The 16,313-nt window shown below is 37.1% G+C and carries 17 protein-coding genes and 2 other annotated features (1 of these 19 only partly in view); of the genes, 3 read left to right on the top strand and 14 right to left on the bottom strand.

Annotated elements, in window-relative coordinates; all coding sequences use genetic code 11:
- Positions 1-10 precede the first annotated feature (10 nt).
- Entirely contained in the window at positions 11-1,552 is a 1,542-nt protein-coding gene (locus tag ABH961_RS01685; protein ID WP_404518810.1) for a SagB family peptide dehydrogenase, read from the top strand.
- A gap of 30 nt (positions 1,553-1,582) precedes the next feature.
- Here the strand turns inward: ABH961_RS01685 and ABH961_RS01680 are convergent, their stop codons facing one another.
- The 3 genes from ABH961_RS01680 to ABH961_RS01670 form a co-directional block, all read right to left on the bottom strand.
- Positions 1,583-1,993 carry a DUF3908 family protein gene (locus ABH961_RS01680; protein WP_000996802.1) on the bottom strand — a complete coding sequence of 137 codons (411 nt, stop codon included), beginning with the start codon at positions 1,991-1,993 and terminating at the stop codon, positions 1,583-1,585.
- A 239-nt stretch (positions 1,994-2,232) separates the two neighbouring features.
- Positions 2,233-2,721, bottom strand: a complete 489-nt coding sequence (locus ABH961_RS01675; RefSeq protein WP_262720980.1) for a GNAT family N-acetyltransferase — start codon at positions 2,719-2,721, stop codon at positions 2,233-2,235.
- 100 nt (positions 2,722-2,821) lie between these two features.
- On the bottom strand, positions 2,822-4,156 hold the full coding sequence (locus ABH961_RS01670; RefSeq protein ID WP_404518807.1) for an FAD-dependent oxidoreductase: 1,335 nt from the start codon (positions 4,154-4,156) through the stop codon (positions 2,822-2,824).
- 199 nt (positions 4,157-4,355) lie between these two features.
- Between ABH961_RS01670 and ABH961_RS01665 the strand changes: the two genes are divergently transcribed.
- The gene (locus ABH961_RS01665; RefSeq protein ID WP_048545089.1) at positions 4,356-4,784 is read left to right on the top strand and encodes a hypothetical protein; all 429 of its coding nucleotides are present in this window, start codon (positions 4,356-4,358) and stop codon (positions 4,782-4,784) included.
- A 144-nt stretch (positions 4,785-4,928) separates the two neighbouring features.
- Here the strand turns inward: ABH961_RS01665 and ABH961_RS01660 are convergent, their stop codons facing one another.
- Positions 4,929-5,711 (bottom strand): zinc ribbon domain-containing protein, encoded by a 783-nt coding sequence (locus ABH961_RS01660; RefSeq protein ID WP_048545090.1) that lies wholly within the window; start codon positions 5,709-5,711, stop codon positions 4,929-4,931.
- Between the two features lie 196 nt (positions 5,712-5,907).
- Between ABH961_RS01660 and ABH961_RS01655 the strand changes: the two genes are divergently transcribed.
- Positions 5,908-6,741 carry a hypothetical protein gene (locus ABH961_RS01655; protein WP_048545093.1) on the top strand — a complete coding sequence of 278 codons (834 nt, stop codon included), beginning with the start codon at positions 5,908-5,910 and terminating at the stop codon, positions 6,739-6,741.
- Positions 6,742-6,755: 14 nt separating this feature from the next.
- On the opposite strand, the gene ABH961_RS01650 is transcribed toward ABH961_RS01655, so the two are convergent.
- The 10 genes from ABH961_RS01650 to trpE form a co-directional block, all read right to left on the bottom strand.
- Complete coding sequence (locus tag ABH961_RS01650; RefSeq protein WP_048545095.1) at positions 6,756-7,439, bottom strand: DUF2278 family protein; 684 nt, start codon at positions 7,437-7,439, stop codon at positions 6,756-6,758.
- 90 nt (positions 7,440-7,529) lie between these two features.
- A complete protein-coding gene (locus ABH961_RS01645) occupies positions 7,530-9,029 on the bottom strand; it encodes an L-lactate permease (RefSeq protein ID WP_098077786.1) in 1,500 nt (499 codons plus the stop codon).
- A 116-nt stretch (positions 9,030-9,145) separates the two neighbouring features.
- Entirely contained in the window at positions 9,146-9,505 is a 360-nt protein-coding gene (locus ABH961_RS01640) for a DUF4029 domain-containing protein (RefSeq protein WP_087984759.1), read from the bottom strand.
- A 74-nt stretch (positions 9,506-9,579) separates the two neighbouring features.
- Positions 9,580-10,356 carry a tryptophan synthase subunit alpha gene (gene trpA / locus ABH961_RS01635; protein WP_098077783.1) on the bottom strand — a complete coding sequence of 259 codons (777 nt, stop codon included), beginning with the start codon at positions 10,354-10,356 and terminating at the stop codon, positions 9,580-9,582.
- 3 nt (positions 10,357-10,359) lie between these two features.
- Positions 10,360-11,553: a tryptophan synthase subunit beta gene (trpB, locus tag ABH961_RS01630; protein ID WP_048545101.1), complete on the bottom strand. Its 1,194-nt coding sequence runs from the start codon at positions 11,551-11,553 to the stop codon at positions 10,360-10,362.
- Positions 11,550-12,164 (bottom strand): phosphoribosylanthranilate isomerase, encoded by a 615-nt coding sequence (locus tag ABH961_RS01625; RefSeq protein ID WP_048545103.1) that lies wholly within the window; start codon positions 12,162-12,164, stop codon positions 11,550-11,552. The genes trpB and ABH961_RS01625 overlap by 4 nt, the downstream gene beginning before the upstream one ends.
- On the bottom strand, positions 12,161-12,922 hold the full coding sequence (gene trpC, locus ABH961_RS01620; protein ID WP_098077777.1) for an indole-3-glycerol phosphate synthase TrpC: 762 nt from the start codon (positions 12,920-12,922) through the stop codon (positions 12,161-12,163). Before trpC ends, ABH961_RS01625 begins: the two co-directional genes overlap by 4 nt.
- A gap of 1 nt (position 12,923) precedes the next feature.
- Positions 12,924-13,949, bottom strand: coding sequence for an anthranilate phosphoribosyltransferase (gene trpD / locus ABH961_RS01615; RefSeq protein ID WP_098077774.1), 1,026 nt, complete (start codon positions 13,947-13,949; stop codon positions 12,924-12,926).
- Positions 13,946-14,533, bottom strand: coding sequence for an aminodeoxychorismate/anthranilate synthase component II (locus ABH961_RS01610; RefSeq protein ID WP_098077772.1), 588 nt, complete (start codon positions 14,531-14,533; stop codon positions 13,946-13,948). Before ABH961_RS01610 ends, trpD begins: the two co-directional genes overlap by 4 nt.
- Entirely contained in the window at positions 14,530-15,948 is a 1,419-nt protein-coding gene (gene trpE, locus ABH961_RS01605) for an anthranilate synthase component I (protein ID WP_141519987.1), read from the bottom strand. Before trpE ends, ABH961_RS01610 begins: the two co-directional genes overlap by 4 nt.
- Before the next feature lie 52 nt (positions 15,949-16,000).
- Positions 16,001-16,245 (bottom strand) — a binding site (T-box leader).
- Positions 16,246-16,287: 42 nt separating this feature from the next.
- Positions 16,288-16,313 (bottom strand) — a binding site (T-box leader); it runs 212 nt beyond the window's last position.

Raw genomic sequence — 16,313 nt, 5'->3', positions numbered from 1 at the left:
AGGGGATTCTATGCAGCTGGATACTTTTTTACATCATCTTCATTTTTCTATAGACGAAATTATGCCAAACCATGAAGTGGACTGGGAAGATGCACCGCTCCCTTATAAATTATATCGAAATGTCCCTATCATTCCACTCTCTTTAGAAATCCCATTATCTTTACCTAACTCTTCTACTACACCTACTTTAAAAGAGATTGGTCATTACCTTTGGTCCTCATTTGGTTTAACACAGTTATGTCAGCTAAATAGCGAGAAAATTTTATTCCGAAGATCTATCCCTTCAGGCGGCGCTTTATATCCAAATGAATTGTATATATATTTAAAGATTGATGATTATCCAGACGGTATTTACCATTACGACGCTGCGCACCACCGACTTATTTTACTTCGCGAAGGAAATTTCGATTCTTACATTACAGAAGCACTTGGCAACCGTTGTAACATACAGTCTTGTTTTGGCGCTGCATTCGTATCCACTATGTTTTGGAAAAACTACTTTAAATACAATAATTTTTCGTATCGACTTCAAGGATTAGATAGTGGTGTTCTCATCGGACAATTACTTGCATGTGCCAAACAATTCGGTTACAAAAATGGCGTATACTTTCAGTTTCTAGACCGGGCAATCAATCATTTACTCGGACTGTCAGAAGGCGAAGAAAGTGTGTATGCTGTCGTTCCTTTAAGTACAGAACCGCAAACGAATTGGTTTCACAATGATTACCGTGAAAATAAAACAGTTACTTCTCATGAGTTGTTACAGCAAATTCCGCCGTTAGCACACGAACATTTCGTTCGCTCAAAACATGTAAATGAATATCCAATGATAACAAAAATAAATGAAGCTTCTATGATTGAATCGACAGCACACTTCCAAACACTACATCATGAAGAGCACTATCAACATCATGCGCACGCTGTACAGTTGCCGCAAGTAGAACGGTTATCGTATGATTTCTTACAACTTTGTAAAGAACGGTATTCCCCTGATGCTGACTTCACTTTAACGAAATGGGATGCAGCAGGGCTCGCTACTTTACTACAAGAAGCGAGCCTCGCCTTCCCTTATTACAACGACCTTGATGGTCAGTATGTAAATGAAAATGCGCGCGTCTCCTTATATGGATGTTTTTATAACGTAAAAGATATAGAAAACGGCGCTTATTCTTATAACAGCAAAAATCATTCCATACAGCCACTTCGATATGGAGACCTTCGTTATCCCCTTCAATCCAGTATGACGATGGATAACGTAAATCTTTTTCAAGTACCGCTTTGCCTACATGTAGTCGGAAAGAAAGATTACTATACACGTGCATTAGGCTATAGAGGATACCGTATTCACCAAATGGAAGCTGGCATACTCGTTCATAACCTCGTTTTCGCCGCAACCGCGATGAGGATGGGCGGGCATCCATTACTAAGTTTTGATACAAATTCATGTGATCAGTTATACGGGATAGATACTGGAACTGAAACGTCTCTTATTCAAATTCCTGTTGGGGCGTATCGAGCACGGAATTGGTTAAAAGGGGATTTGCTTAATTAGAAGCACGCCGGTGGACGGCGTGCTTTTTTACTAGATTAATTTAAAAATACTCTTAATTTGTCTCGCGAATAACCAATTTTTCGTACCGTAGTTATCATTTAAACTATCTAAATTGATAGATTGTCCGTTAGCAAACTTTAATTCTAACGTTGTATTTTTGTCATTTGTTTTTAAGTTGCTATGTGTAATTGCTTCATACTTTAATTTTTCGATTTCAACATATTCATCTTTTTCTTGTCCAATCACGACATGATCTTGGAAGAAGAACAATACTTCTACTTTCTTACCGAAACAAAATACATTTTTCGTATAAATTAATGTCGCATTATCAAGTCCGACGCATACTTCTTTCATTTCTTCAACAACGTTTCCAAAGTCTTCTTCCTGTCTTGCGTTTGATTCAGCAATCCATTCTTCGATTGTTTTCATGTTAATTGCCATACTGTGCCCCCTGGTTCGTTCATTGCTTTATTAAAAAATAAATACTATATGAAAATATAAGCGATAAGTACTATGTTTTCAAGGGCGAACGGTATATTCGAAATAAAGTGAAACTTTAATTAGTAGAGGTTTTCTTCATCCCCCACTGATTATCAGCCCTCACTAATCGGGCTCTTACTGCCCGCAAATAGCGGGATAAAGTTAAATTTCAAATTAATCTATTAGAGGCACCGATTTCATTATATTTTAAAAGTTTGAACGAGACATTCTTCATCATCGATTAACTTTGTTTTTTCATCAAATTCGATGTTTAGCTCCCTATATACTTTCTTCCAAAAAGAAACAGCTGGTACATTTTTCACAAGTTCGATAACGAAATATTGTCCTCGTTTCTCTTTTAGTACATTCTCAATAACTTGTTTACCGATTCCTTTTCCCTTGTACTGATTCAATATGAAAATGTCATTAATACAAAAGTCATTTTCTTTTTTCAAAAATGGACGTTCCAGTAGTAATAAAAATCCTACAATATCATTATTACTTTTAATAAAATACGGAGTGATTCCGTCATTTTCCCAAAACATGTACAAATCTTTGTATTCAAAAAATCCATTTGCCCCAATCTTTATATTAGGAGTGAATGTAGAGAGGTCATGAAGATATAGTGCATATAAATTACGTAATATTTCTTTTTCTGATTCTTGAACTGTTTGAAGTGTTACAAACATTTTTAATGATCCCCTTCCCTATATATAACTATTTCCAATTCGCTTCTTTCGCCAAAAATAATGATTCCCCTTTAACGAAAAAAATAGCACTTAAAAAGTGCTATTCTGCTCTCCTTGCCGCTTGCTGAATTGGATCCCAAACGCTGTTATATGGTGGTGCGTAACTTAAGTCGACATCTTCTAAATCGTGAATGCTCATTTTATTGAAAAGTGCCATTGCGATCACATCAATTCGTTTATCTACACCTTCTTCTCCAATTACTTGTCCACCTAATAATTGTTTCGTGTCAGAACGATATAATAATTTCAAGTAAAGTGGTTTCGCATTAGGATAATAGCCCGCCATATTTGTGGAGTCTACTTTGACTGTTTTATACGGAATATGTAGCCCTTTTGCTTCTTTTTCATTTAAACCTGTTCTTGCGAGCGTCAAATCCATAAATTTAATAATGCCTGTACCTAACGTTCCTTTAAAAGCTCTTCGTTTATCAAGCATATTCAGTCCTGCAAGTCGGCCTTGTTTATTAGCAGTCGTTCCGAGCGGGATATGATCATGAATTTCCTTTATAACGTGGTAATGTGTTGCGCAATCACCAGCTGCATATACGTCCTGCACATTCGTTTGCATGTATGCATTTACTTCAATTGCCCCTTTATGATTTGTACGTATATTTGTTCCTTCAAGAAAATCAGTATTTGGCTTTACTCCAACCGATACTAAAACAAGATCTGCTTTATACGTACCTTTATCCGTTTCAATTTGTTCCACTCTTTCATTTCCTTTAAATGTTTTCACATTTTCATTCGTTAAAATTTCAATATTGTGTTTATCTGCTTCTTTATGTATATATTCAGCCATATCTGCATCATAAATCGTACCGATATGATCATTTCGCTCAATCATTCTTACTTTCTTACCAAGTTCGACGAATGTTTCTGCCATCTCCAGTCCAATCGCACCACCGCCAATAATGGTTACATCTTCAACTTTATTCGTTTCTAGCGTTTTTAATATACGCTCAGCATCTGGAATTGTTTTTAAAAGATGAACGCCTTGCAAATCTCGGCCTTCCCACTCTGGCATAACAGGACGTACGCCAGTTGCAATTAATAAACGATCGTACGGAAATTCAAAAATATCTTTCGTCTTCGTATGCTCTGCGTACACCACTTTCTTTTCCGTATCTACTTTCGTTACTTCATGTCGTACTTTCGCATCAATTCCATATTTATCACGAAACGTCTTCACATTTCGCGCAATTAATTTTTCCGTTGAAGCGATAGCACCACTAATGACATATGGTAACCCACACTGCGCGTACGAATAAATTTCACCTTTTTCTAACGTTACAACAGTTGCATTTTCATCACTTCTAACAATTTGCATAGCTGCACTCATACCAGCTGCATCTCCGCCAATAATGACATAGTTCACTTTACCACTCCTTCTTTTCTACATACTCTTTACGATTTCCATATTTTTCAGAAATAACACCTACTTCCATTGTAAAGAAAGATAATTTCATCTTCAAATTTGGTGCACAAAACTATGCCTGAATAGGTAGCCGTCGTGTCTTATAAATAATATGTTTAATATGCTATAACAGTAACTATCGAAAGTAGGTGAAACATATATGTGTGCCGGCCTTCTCGCTCAAACTCCAGAGGAACCGCAAGAACCGAAACCCGCCGTGTCACTTGACCAAGAATTTTCCATTAACGCAACATTATACAGCGCTCGCGCTTGGTTATCTAATGATGAAACCTTCGCACAAACGATTTGGAAAGGCTCTCACTTCGCTTCAGCATCACACGCTGGCAAGTCTATCTTACCAATCGGTACTGTAAAAATTTTAAACTTATCTGATGATACAATAACAGTTACTGCATCATCAGAATCAGATGATGCTCTCAAAATAGTGGTACCGCCTCATTCTGAAGGTGTGTTAACATCTAGTGCATTATCTGATGTGCAAGCAAGTACATCAGGAGGAGCAAGTAAAGTCACATTCCTCTTTCATATCTTTTTTTCAAGGGATCCTGGTTCAGCTAAAAAAACATAGAAAAGGTACAGTTGTGCACTGTACCTTTTTCACGTGTTCTATTCTCTTGATTTGATTAGTTCAACATTATAAGATTCAATCTTCAAACTGAGTCCCACACTTTGTACATACATACATACATTCATTCATTCAACCACCTTTTCTTTAGAGGCCAGTTAATCCCTGTGTAAAGGCTCGAATTATCGTGCTAATGTAAGACCACAGTACAATGAATGTTGCAATTCCGATTAAAACATTTGCGATAAGAAGTGTGTAAATAGGATCTAATCCGCCGTTATCTAATTTTACTATAGCTACAATTATACTAATTCCCATATATGTTGTAGCCAACCCTAATAAGATTGGTAAGAAGATTAATAAAAAACTAAAAAGAAAAGAAAGAACTAATATAGCAATAGCTGGCGTCGCTATCGTTCCCCATATACCGAATACTTCAAGAAACGAAAAAGGTGATTTCATCATCTTACCACTTACAAAAATAATAAATCCGACAAATAAAGTTAAAATTAGTAAAAATAAAAAGACCTTTATAGACTCGCCAAAGAAAGAAGGCGTAGATACATCCGGTGCAAATGTTCTTTTAACATTCGCCGCTACGCTCATGATTCTATAAAAAATACACGCTCCTAAAAAACAAATAAGTACAAGGCTTGTAATTCCATTTCGCACTTCGATATTGCCGCTTTTTATACTGGCAGACGGTGATTTAAAAGCATTTTTAAAGAACTGAAAATAGCCACTCGCAAACCGCTTCGCCTGCTCTACCGTTTCATTGGGGCGAGTTTCCTTTGCCTTTGCTACGTGTGCTTGTTCTGGCCCTTCTTCTTGGCCACTACTTGCCACTACTTCCTCCGTCAACGAATGTCCACAATTCCCGCAAAACTTTGCCTCTGCTGCATTTTCCGTCTGACACGCAGGACATTTCATTCTCTTATCCCTCCTTGAGCAGATACCATATAGGGTGTTACAAATTCAATATATGACTTTGTACATAAAACATGACTACAAGAAAAAGATTTTGAAACCCTTCTTTCAAATGAAAATATATGTGCTAGCAATCTTGAGAAATAATGCTATTATGAAACAGAGCAAATAACATTTTTAACAGATTGGATGACAGGCAATGGAATTGGTAAACTCAATTTTTCAAATACTCCTTACAAGCGTAATCCAATTATTTTCCTTAATTGGCGTTATCATTGTAATTGGATTTCTATTAGGCTATTTAGAATCTCTCACACGAATGTATTGGTCGAGAGCTTTCGGAAGAAAAGGATTCCTTTTAACGGCTTGGATCGGTGTTCCTATTCATGAACTTGGACATGCCATTATGTGTGTACTATTTCGTCATAAAATTGTAGCAACGCAGTTTTTCCCAACAGATACAAGTCAAGGTGCTTTAGGCTACGTACAACATCAATACAATCAAAAAAGTGTATATCAACGAATTGGGAACTTCTTCATTGGAATCGGTCCTATTATTTCCGGTATTACTGCGTTAATCCTTTTAATGCGCTATTTCGTACCAAATTCATATTTCTTATTTAATACAACTCTCGAAAAAACAATCGCTTCTACTTCTATTAATATAGAAATGGTTCAAAACATGCTTTTATCGACTTTTGTATTATTGAAAAGCTTATTTACAATAAGTAATTTATTAAATCCTTCTTTTTGGTTATTTTTATTTATCGCCATTTGTATTTCTGCACATATCGCTTTAAGTAAACCAGATATTAAAGGATCAATAGACGGTGTTATCGTCATGTTTATCGTATTATTTTTATTCAACATAATAGCAGGACTATTTCAGTACGACAGTAACCAGCTCCTTGGAAAAGTGATGAAGTATAATATGTACCTCATTGCGTTTTCTAGTGTGGCTCTGCTGTTCTCTTGTATTTCTACACTTGTTAGTTTGGGATTTTATAAAATAAAAGGAGGGCGTTCTTTTTGAACACCCTCTTTTCCTCAATTATTTCTCTTATAATCACACTGCTCAACCGGCACACGAGCATGTCCTTCTTCATCTGTACACCATGACTGCGACTGAAAGGCAAGAAAGATCCCGGTCCATTCTTCTTCCTTTTCAAAGTGAATGAGTATTCCCCCGTCTTGCCATATACCATTATCACCTTTCCATTTCTCTACATTCCCTTGATTCATGTGAATATCATGTATACCGTTTCCTGGTTTGAAATGAAAATAGGAATCTGGTGTATTTTCTTCTGGTCCCCATCTTTCACCGAACGCATAAATAGTTGCCTTTTCTTCTATCGCTCGTTTTATATAACGTTCTATTTTTTCGTTTAAATCATTATCTGTTCCTGCTTTTTCGGGAGGTAAAGGAATCATTTGTTTTGGGTCAAATAGATTTCCTCTTACATAATCTAAAGCCACTTTCGGCTCATTATTTTTTACTTCCGTAAAACCAAATGGTAATGTCGATAAAATATGAATCGCCTCTGACCTAATATTGTTACTCGCAAAATATAAAACTTCTGACGGATAACTTTGCGATTTTACGTTAATTGCAATACGATAATCTACTCCTGTCTCTCCCTGTAAATGAACTTGATAATGAGGTGTTTTCCCTTTTCCAATCTTTGATTGTATAACTGTACCTTTTAACACACCGTAGTTTTTTAGGGGCATACATTTCATCTCCTATTCATTTAGTAGAAGCTTTACATAATAAAAACATTATCCAATCATAAAAAAAATCCTCCTATGTTAGGAGGATTTTTAATTTCTCAACATATACCAAACACTAACCTCTACCACTACAAGCAACACCGCACCAAAAATCATTAACGTCGTCTTCTTTAATAGTTCATTTTCACGATACGGTATATTACATAAATAAGCACCTAACGTAATCCTTGACGGGCAAGCGATTGTCGCTACTGACGATGCTGTGTTTTGAAGTGTTGTAACGTATTGCCACGGAAGTGCTACGTTTTGCGCAGTTTGCATTTGTAGTTTGATGAACATCGCATTTGATCCTGCATTACTACCTGTTAAAAAGCCACCGATTCCACCGATAAACGGAGCAACGAAAACGAAAAATGGACCGAATGTTTCACCAGCTGTTTTTGCCAGTAATGAATGCATGCCAGATGCACCCATTAGTTCTGAAATGGCGATAAACATTGTCGTCGTAATCGCAAAAGGAATCCATTGTTTTATCGTTTGCGAGATTGATTGTTTAATAATATGAGATGGAATACGGAAGAAGATAATAGTAAATAAGCATGTCATACCGAGCCAAAATCCTGGTGAATATAGTAGCTCTAGCTTGTAAGAGTATGATTTCAAATCAAGAACGGCATATGATCTGAATACATCATGTAATGCTGGTACGAGGCGAGAAAGTAAAATACAAACTGTTAGGAATATATAAGGGCTAATAATTTTTATAATAGATACTTCTCTCTCCGTTGTAGCAGCATGTTCTGTTATTAGGTTTTGTTCGTTTTTTCCTTTTAATTTAACGATAAGAAAGCCAAATGTAATTGTAACGATAGAACTTAATATACCTGCAAGTTCAACACTTACGTATGCGTTAGAAAGATAGATTCCGAGAGAAAATAATAAAAAGAAACCGAATCCTTCCTTCCACTTTTCAATCACCGCCTGCCAGCCACCTACAATGTGTAAGGAAAGAATGACAAAATAAGCAAACATCGGAATGCTTAGTAGTGCTGTATTTGTGCCAAGTGTTGTAAGGGGCATGTTTATAAGCTGCGAACCGATAATTGTACCAGTTGCCATTGCCCCCCATGAACTAGCTAGTAAACCAATAAATGAAAGTAGTACAGCTTGAAACGGTTTATAGCCTAATGATAGAAAGATCGGTGCTGCAACCATGAAGCCAATTCCGAATCCACTTACTGATTCGATTAGCGGACAAATACCAAAACACATAAGGAGCATTTGTAATAAACGATCGTGCGTCACTTCTTCTAGAAAACGTGCTACTTGATCGATGTACCCCATTTTATTCATGAGGTGAAATAAAAAAATACCGAAAAACAACACGTACCCGACAATAAAACAAATTAACCAACCTTTAATCGTTGCGTGCACAGTTTCACTTATCCCTAGTTGAAACGTTGGCGAGAGTAAAACGATTCCAACAGACACAACGTAAGCAATTAAAGAGGATCGTAATGACGTTTGTTTAAATAAAAATAAACAAATGAAAATCATCATAATTGGGATAAGTGCCAACAATATGGCCATGTTATCATCTCTTTTCATTAAAAATACAATTTTTAACTATTATATAACAGATGCCATAATTTTCAATTGTTTTTACTACAGATTCAAAAAAGGAGCCATTTAGCTCCTTTTTTGAATCACTCCCATTTTCTTTTATCCTGAAAAACGCTCTGCTGTCCAACTATTTTGTCTAATACAACAAACACAATATAAGCACATATTACTTGCAATACAACATTTCCAAATTTCATTAATTCAAATGAATGGATCCAGCGAAATAATTCGTTTAATAATACAATCGAAACGATACTAAATAGTTCTATACTAATCGAAAATATACATATTTCTAAAATAGATTGCTCTTGAATGCGATTTAAGTTGGAAAAGATGAATACATATCCTAAAAATAGAGCCATTACCTCTATTTTCGTCATGCTAATGAGCCAAGCGTATAATGGTACAGTTAGAAGAAGATATAGTAGTTTACGTCTTAGCATGCTTTCTCACCCTCTAAGTTATATGTATTTTCTGTATATTTTAACATTTATTACGTAAAACAAAAAGAAGAGACTTATGCCTCTTCTTTTTGTTTTGTTGCCTGTATTAATTCACATATTTCTTCTCGCTTTTCATTTTCTAACAGCTCGATGACTTTACTTCCAACGACTACTCCATCACATATTGTAATCATTTCTTCTACATGTTCCTTCGTTGAAATACCGAACCCTGCCACTACCGGTAAATGTGTATGTGATTTTACTTTTTCTAAGTAACTATGAATCTCACCTTTAAAGTTTTGACGTACTCCTGTTACGCCCGCTACTGTAACAGCGTAAACGAACCCTTCCGATTCACTCGTAATTTTTTCAATTCGCTCAATTGGGCTCGTTACTGTAACGAGTGGAATTAGCGCAATGTTTGCCTCTCGAAGTAACGGGGCAATAATATTTTGTTCTTCATACGGTAAATCCGGAACGATCATACCGTCTACACCTGCTTCTATACAGTTTTCGATGAATCGTTCTTTTCCGAATGCGAGTACTGGATTTAAATATGTCATGAGTACAAACGGAATTTGTACTTTTTTCCTTACCTCTATTAATGCTTGAAAAATGCCTTTTACTGTTACACCGCTATCTAGCGCTCGTTTCCCTGCTCTTTGAATCGTTGGACCGTCTGCGACTGGATCTGAAAACGGAATACCGATTTCAACGATACTTGCTCCTGCTTCGTCTAGAAAACAAATTCTTTCTTTTAATTTTTCAAGGCCACCATCTCCGCCCATTACGTACGGAATAAATGCTTTCTTACCATTTTCAAACGCTGCTTTAATTTTTTCTACTCCCATTTTTTACACCTCTTCCATATAACTTTTTATACTCTCTACATCTTTATCCCCGCGGCCAGATAAACAAATGACAAGCCCTTCGTCTTTCTTCATTTGCGGCGCTAATTTTAATGCGTATGCGACAGCATGTGAGCTTTCTAACGCCGGAATAATCCCTTCTTTTTTCGTTAATAATTGAAATGCTTCTAACGCTTCTGCGTCTGTTATCGAATGATAAGAAACGCGGCCAATATCTTTTAGCAAGCTATGTTCTGGCCCAACACCTGGATAATCGAGTCCCGCTGAAATAGAATGCGCTTCTTGAATTTGTCCTTCTTCATTTTGCAGAAGGTACATCATCGATCCGTGTAAAACACCAACGCTTCCTTTCGTTAAAGTCGCTGCGTGCTTTTCTGTGTGAACGCCTTTTCCAGCTGCTTCTACGCCGTAAAGAGCGACTTCTTCATCGTGTACGAACGGATAAAACATGCCCATCGCATTACTACCACCACCAATACATGCAACGACTGCCTCTGGTAATTTCCCTTCTAACGCTTCATATTGTTTTTTCGTTTCTTTCCCAATTACACTTTGGAAATCACGAACAATTTGCGGGAATGGATGTGGTCCAAGAACGGATCCCATAATGTAGTGTGTATCGTGTACATGTGAAACCCAGTAGCGAAGCGCCTCGTTTACCGCATCTTTTAATGTGCCGCTACCTGCCGCTACGCTTTCTACTTTCGCTCCGAGTAATTCCATTCGGAACACATTTAATTTTTGACGTCTCACATCTTCTTCTCCCATAAAGATGACGCATTCTAATCCGAGTAGGGCACATACAGTAGCTGTTGCAACTCCGTGTTGTCCTGCTCCTGTTTCAGCGACAACTTTTTTCTTGCCCATTCGTACTGCAAGAAGTGCCTGACCGATTGTATTGTTAATTTTATGAGCTCCTGTATGGTTCAAATCTTCACGTTTTAAATAAATCTTTGCACCGCCGCAATACTTCGTCATATTTTCAGCGAAATAAAGCGGTGTTTCTCTTCCGATGTACGTTTTTAAATAATGATTTAATTCCTTTTGAAACCCTTCATCTTGCATTGCTTCTTTATATGCTTCTTCTAGTTCTAATACAGATTGCATTAACGTTTCTGGAACGTATCGTCCTCCGTATATACCGTAATGACCTTTTTCATCTGGATATGCGTAATTCATTTGGAACACTCCTTCGCTTTTATAATAAATTGTTTTATTTTCTCTACATCTTTCTTTCCTTCTGTCTCCACTCCGCTACTTACATCGACCATGTATGGCTGAATCGTTCGAATCGCTTCTTCTATATTAAGAGCGTTTAACCCACCAGCTAATATCGTTTTCTCTCGCGACTCTTTTGGCATATGTGCGAGTAACTCCCATGAAAATGTCTTTCCATTTCCCCCCTGAAACTTTTCTTTCGGACTATCAAACAATATATAATCCGTTTCATATGTTTGAGCATTTTTCATATCACTCTCTGAAGTTACCCCAATTGATTTTATAGACGGAATATTCAATCTTCTAATTTGATGATTGTCTTCATCCCCATGTAGTTGCACATGTGTTAACCCGCAATCATCTGCAATTTTCTCGATCACTTCTACTGATTCATTTACGAAAACACCAACCTTTAACACGTTTGTTGGAAGCTCCTGAATGATTTCTTTCGCTAGCCTTGGAGTAATTTTTCGCTTACTTTCTGCAAAAACAAATCCGAGTGCATCAGCTCCGTATTCGCAAGCACGTTTTGCCGTTTCAACATCAGTGATACCGCAAATTTTCACTTTCATATGTTCACCTTACAATCTTCAAAAAAGGTATGAATAGAAGATGATGTCATAAGTGCTTCTCCAACTAATACACCTTTCGCTCCAGCTTTTTTAACACGGATAATATCTTCCTTTAAATGAATCCCACTTTCACTAACCCAAAGTAATTTCTCCTCGTTTAATCGTTTTCCAAGCTTTTCTGTTTGGCTTAAATCGACTTCGAATGTTTTTAAATTACGGTTGTTAATACCGATAACGTGCGGATTTAATTGAATTGCAATTTCTAATTCCTGCTCATCATGAACTTCAACAATTGCTTCTAATCCTTTTTCTAGTACGTAGCTGTACAGCTCTTTTAATTTTTCTTTCGTTAACGCCGCTACAATTAATAAAATAATATCTGCTCCAGCTTCATACGCCCTATCAATTTGAATCGTATCAATTATGAAATCTTTACATAAAAGCGGAATGTTACTTTCTGCTCTTGCCGTTTGTAAATCGTGAAACGACCCTTTAAAAAATTGACCATCTGTTAAAACAGATACTGCTCCTGCGCCGCATTCTTCATATGTTTTCACTTGTTTTCGTACATCAACGTGTAAATTAATATCTCCTTTTGATGGTGATGCTCGCTTTACTTCTGCAATGACAGTAAACTGCTGTAACGCTTCTACAAGTGAATGTGTCTTTCTAATTTCTTTTAATGGTGTATACGTTTCATATAATGCCGCAACTTCCTTTTTCTTTTGGTCTACAATTTTGTCTAAAATCGTCCCCACTTTAATTCACCCTTTCTAATTTTTCATTGCTTGCTGCAATTAATAAGTTTAGTTTGGCTAATGCTTTTCCAGAGTCAATGCTATGTGCCGCTAGTGTAATTCCTTCTTCGATCGTTTCTGCTTTTCCATTTGCGAAAAGGGCTAGACCTGCATTGAATAAAACTGTATCGCGGTAAACATTCTTTTCTCCGCTTAATACTCCGAGCGTAATCTTTGCATTTTCTTTCGAATCCCCGCCTCTAATCTCTTCGTTTTTCACTATTGAGAAACCATATTTCTTAGGTTCAATACTCGTTTCTACTATTTCATTATCTTTCAAAATGACAACATAATTCTCTCCTTGTAATGATGCTTCATCTAAAAATCCACTTCCGTTTACGACAAGCGCTTGTTTTCTGCCTAGTTTCTGTAATACTTGCGCAACTGGTAGTAACATATCTCGTTTATAAATGCCGACAAATTGTGTTTCTAAATTTACCGGATTTGTTAAAGGACCAATTAAGTTAAAAATCGTCGGCACATTCAATTCTTTTCTTATTTTCATAATGCGTCTTAATGCTGGATGCATCGCTGGTGCAAATAAAAATGCGATGCCGACATGCTCTAATAAATAATCAATTTCGTTTGGCGTACTGCTAATATTTACACCGAGTTCTTCTAATAAATCTGCACTTCCTGTTTTACTAGAAACAGCTCGATTACCATGTTTTGCAACCTTTACGCCAGCTCCTGCCAGTACAAATGCCGATGTTGTACTAATATTAAACGTTTGGGCACCGTCACCACCCGTCCCACAATTGTCCATCGCTCCTTGTATATGGTTCGAAAACGGTAATGCCTTTTCACGAAGAGCTCGAACAAGGCCGTATATTTCTTCTGCTGTTTCACCTTTCGCTTTCAGTAATACTAAGAAAGCTGCAATTTCACTCTCCAATATGTTTTCATTTAATAAAAGAAGCCCTGCTCTATACATCTCCTCTTCTGTTAAATGTTGTCCCTCCACTAATTTACGAAGATAGTTATTCATACTCTTTCCTCCTCCTTCACTTCTGTTAAAAAGGCACGTATTAACTTTCCACCTTCTTCTGTCGCGATTGATTCCGGATGAAACTGTAATCCGAATAGCGGATAATAATTGTGACGAACTGCCATAATTTCTCCATCGTCCATCGCTGTCGCTAGTATGTCAAAACACTCTGGCAAGCTCGTTTGCGCTGCAACAAGGGAATGGTAGCGCATCGCCGTTAATGGCTGTGTTACATATGAAAAGATTGAAGTTCCATTATGTTTTACACGTGATGTTTTACCGTGTTTAATGCGTCCTGCTCTTACAATGTCTCCTCCAAATGCTGATATAATTGCTTGATGACCAAGGCAAATACCTAATATGGGAACGTTCTTATAAAAATGACGAATCACTTCGATACAAATGCCAGCATCCTCTGGTTTTCCTGGTCCTGGTGATAGCACAATTCCTGTTGGATTCATCCCTTCTAACTGTTCTATCGTTATTTGATCATTTCTAACGACTACAATATCTTCTTCGTATTCACCTAACAGTTGATACAAGTTATATGTGAATGAATCGTAATTATCAATTAGTACAATCATTTCATTACCTCCAATAGTGCTCTCGCTTTATTTAACGTTTCTTCATATTCAGCTACTGGGTCTGAATCATAAACAATTCCCGCTCCTGCCTGAACGTATGCTTTTTCATCCTTTACAACCATCGTTCGAATGGCGAGCGCCATATCAAGGTTCCCTGAAAAACTAACGTATCCAACTGCACCTGCGTATACATTTCTTTTTTCATTCTCTAGCTCATTTATAATTTCCATCGCTCTAATTTTCGGAGCTCCCGACACTGTTCCTGCTGGTAGGCAATACGCTAATGCATCAAATCCACCCATTAGTTTTCGCAATGTTCCGTAAACTTCAGATACAATGTGCATAACGTGAGAGTATTTTTCTACTTTCATATATTTATCTATCGTCACGGATCCAATTTCACTTACTCTGCCAATATCATTCCGACCAAGATCTACAAGCATCATATGCTCCGCTCGTTCTTTCTCATTTTCTAACAGTTCTTTTTCAATTTCCGCATCTTGCTCCTTCGTTTTCCCTCTCGGCCTCGTACCCGCAATTGGATTCGTCATCACCTTATCTTCTCTAACTGATAACAAACTTTCTGGCGAAGAACCGAGTACAACATAATCTTGAAAATCGATATAGAACATATATGGTGATGGATTGGTAATTCGAAGCTTTCGGTATAACGCGAATGGATCACCGATACATTCGCTTTGCAAACGCTGAGATAATACGACTTGGAATATGTCCCCGGCCCGAATGTATTCTTTCGCCGTTTCTACCATCGTGCAAAATTCTTTTTCTGTTATAGAAGAAGTGAATGATAATGTTGATCTTATTTCAGTTACTTCTGCTTCTTCTCCTTGTAACACTTCCTCTTTGTATACTTGCAATCTTTCATATACTTCTTCATAAGAAGCTGAATCATCTTCCCTGCATACATATACAAATGATAATTTTTGGCGTAAGTGGTCATACACGATAAACTCACGGTACAGTAAAAGGTGTACTTCCGGAATATTCAATGGATCGTGTAAATCTTCTCCAATGTTTTCATATTGCCGAATGACGTCATAACCAATATAACCAACTGCTCCTCCGCAAAACGGGAATGGACTGTCTACTTGAGCTGACGCGATTTCTTCTTCTAACACTTGTAGTACGTTACCTTGCAACTTTTCTGCCCTGCCGTAAATCGTTCGTTCTACTTCCGTACCAACACTTTTCACTTCACCATATGGATTACATCCTAAGTAAGAATAGCGTCCTTTATCTTGATGAAGCTGCGAACTTTCTAATAAAAACTTTTTCTTTCCTTTCATACGTCTATATAAAGAAATTGGCGTAATGCTATCTCCTTCTTCTTCAGCGATTACTAAAAATGCTCTTCCCTGTTCTTTTTTCTTCATAAATTCCTCTTTTGTCATCATGCCTTTCACCTCAATCTGAAAAATAAAAAAGTCCCCTACATATCGAAAATATGTAGAGGACGATAAATTTACCGTGGTACCACCTCATGTTGGACGCAAAAGCATCCCGCTTTGTTCAGGTACAAAATATATACCTTATCCTTGTAACGGCGGAACCCGGGTTGCCTACTGAAAATAATTGTTCAGCATACCTCTCGTAAGCCCATTCCGTATATAGCACCGCACCGGGCTCCCACCTATCCCCGGCTCTCTGTAACGTCTCCAATATACGTACTCTTCTTACTTCAACGATTTCATTTATTTAATTTTTTGTACACAAAAAGGGAGTACTCATCCTATAGAAAGGACGGGTACTCCCGTGGTGC

This window comes from Bacillus sp. RC251 (assembly GCF_044908765.1).
Lineage (GTDB): Bacteria > Bacillota > Bacilli > Bacillales > Bacillaceae_G > Bacillus_A > Bacillus_A wiedmannii.
This window is presented reverse-complemented; position numbering and strand designations above follow the sequence as displayed.

What these genes read in the sequence shown, in the direction of transcription:
- ABH961_RS01610 (WP_098077772.1), bottom strand. Translation starts at nt 14,533, where the DNA reads ATGATTGTACTAATTGATAATTACGATTCATTCACATATAACTTGTAT.
- trpD (WP_098077774.1), bottom strand. Translation starts at nt 13,949, where the DNA reads ATGAATAACTATCTTCGTAAATTAGTGGAGGGACAACATTTAACAGAA.
- ABH961_RS01625 (WP_048545103.1), bottom strand. Translation starts at nt 12,164, where the DNA reads ATGAAAGTGAAAATTTGCGGTATCACTGATGTTGAAACGGCAAAACGT.
- ABH961_RS01660 (WP_048545090.1), bottom strand. Translation starts at nt 5,711, where the DNA reads ATGAAATGTCCTGCGTGTCAGACGGAAAATGCAGCAGAGGCAAAGTTT.
- trpA (WP_098077783.1), bottom strand. Translation starts at nt 10,356, where the DNA reads ATGGGAGTAGAAAAAATTAAAGCAGCGTTTGAAAATGGTAAGAAAGCA.
- ABH961_RS01665 (WP_048545089.1), top strand. Translation starts at nt 4,356, where the DNA reads ATGTGTGCCGGCCTTCTCGCTCAAACTCCAGAGGAACCGCAAGAACCG.
- ABH961_RS01640 (WP_087984759.1), bottom strand. Translation starts at nt 9,505, where the DNA reads ATGCTAAGACGTAAACTACTATATCTTCTTCTAACTGTACCATTATAC.
- ABH961_RS01655 (WP_048545093.1), top strand. Translation starts at nt 5,908, where the DNA reads ATGGAATTGGTAAACTCAATTTTTCAAATACTCCTTACAAGCGTAATC.
- ABH961_RS01685 (WP_404518810.1), top strand. Translation starts at nt 11, where the DNA reads ATGCAGCTGGATACTTTTTTACATCATCTTCATTTTTCTATAGACGAA.
- trpB (WP_048545101.1), bottom strand. Translation starts at nt 11,553, where the DNA reads ATGAATTACGCATATCCAGATGAAAAAGGTCATTACGGTATATACGGA.
- ABH961_RS01675 (WP_262720980.1), bottom strand. Translation starts at nt 2,721, where the DNA reads ATGTTTGTAACACTTCAAACAGTTCAAGAATCAGAAAAAGAAATATTA.
- ABH961_RS01650 (WP_048545095.1), bottom strand. Translation starts at nt 7,439, where the DNA reads ATGCCCCTAAAAAACTACGGTGTGTTAAAAGGTACAGTTATACAATCA.
- trpE (WP_141519987.1), bottom strand. Translation starts at nt 15,948, where the DNA reads ATGATGACAAAAGAGGAATTTATGAAGAAAAAAGAACAGGGAAGAGCA.
- ABH961_RS01645 (WP_098077786.1), bottom strand. Translation starts at nt 9,029, where the DNA reads ATGGCCATATTGTTGGCACTTATCCCAATTATGATGATTTTCATTTGT.
- ABH961_RS01680 (WP_000996802.1), bottom strand. Translation starts at nt 1,993, where the DNA reads ATGGCAATTAACATGAAAACAATCGAAGAATGGATTGCTGAATCAAAC.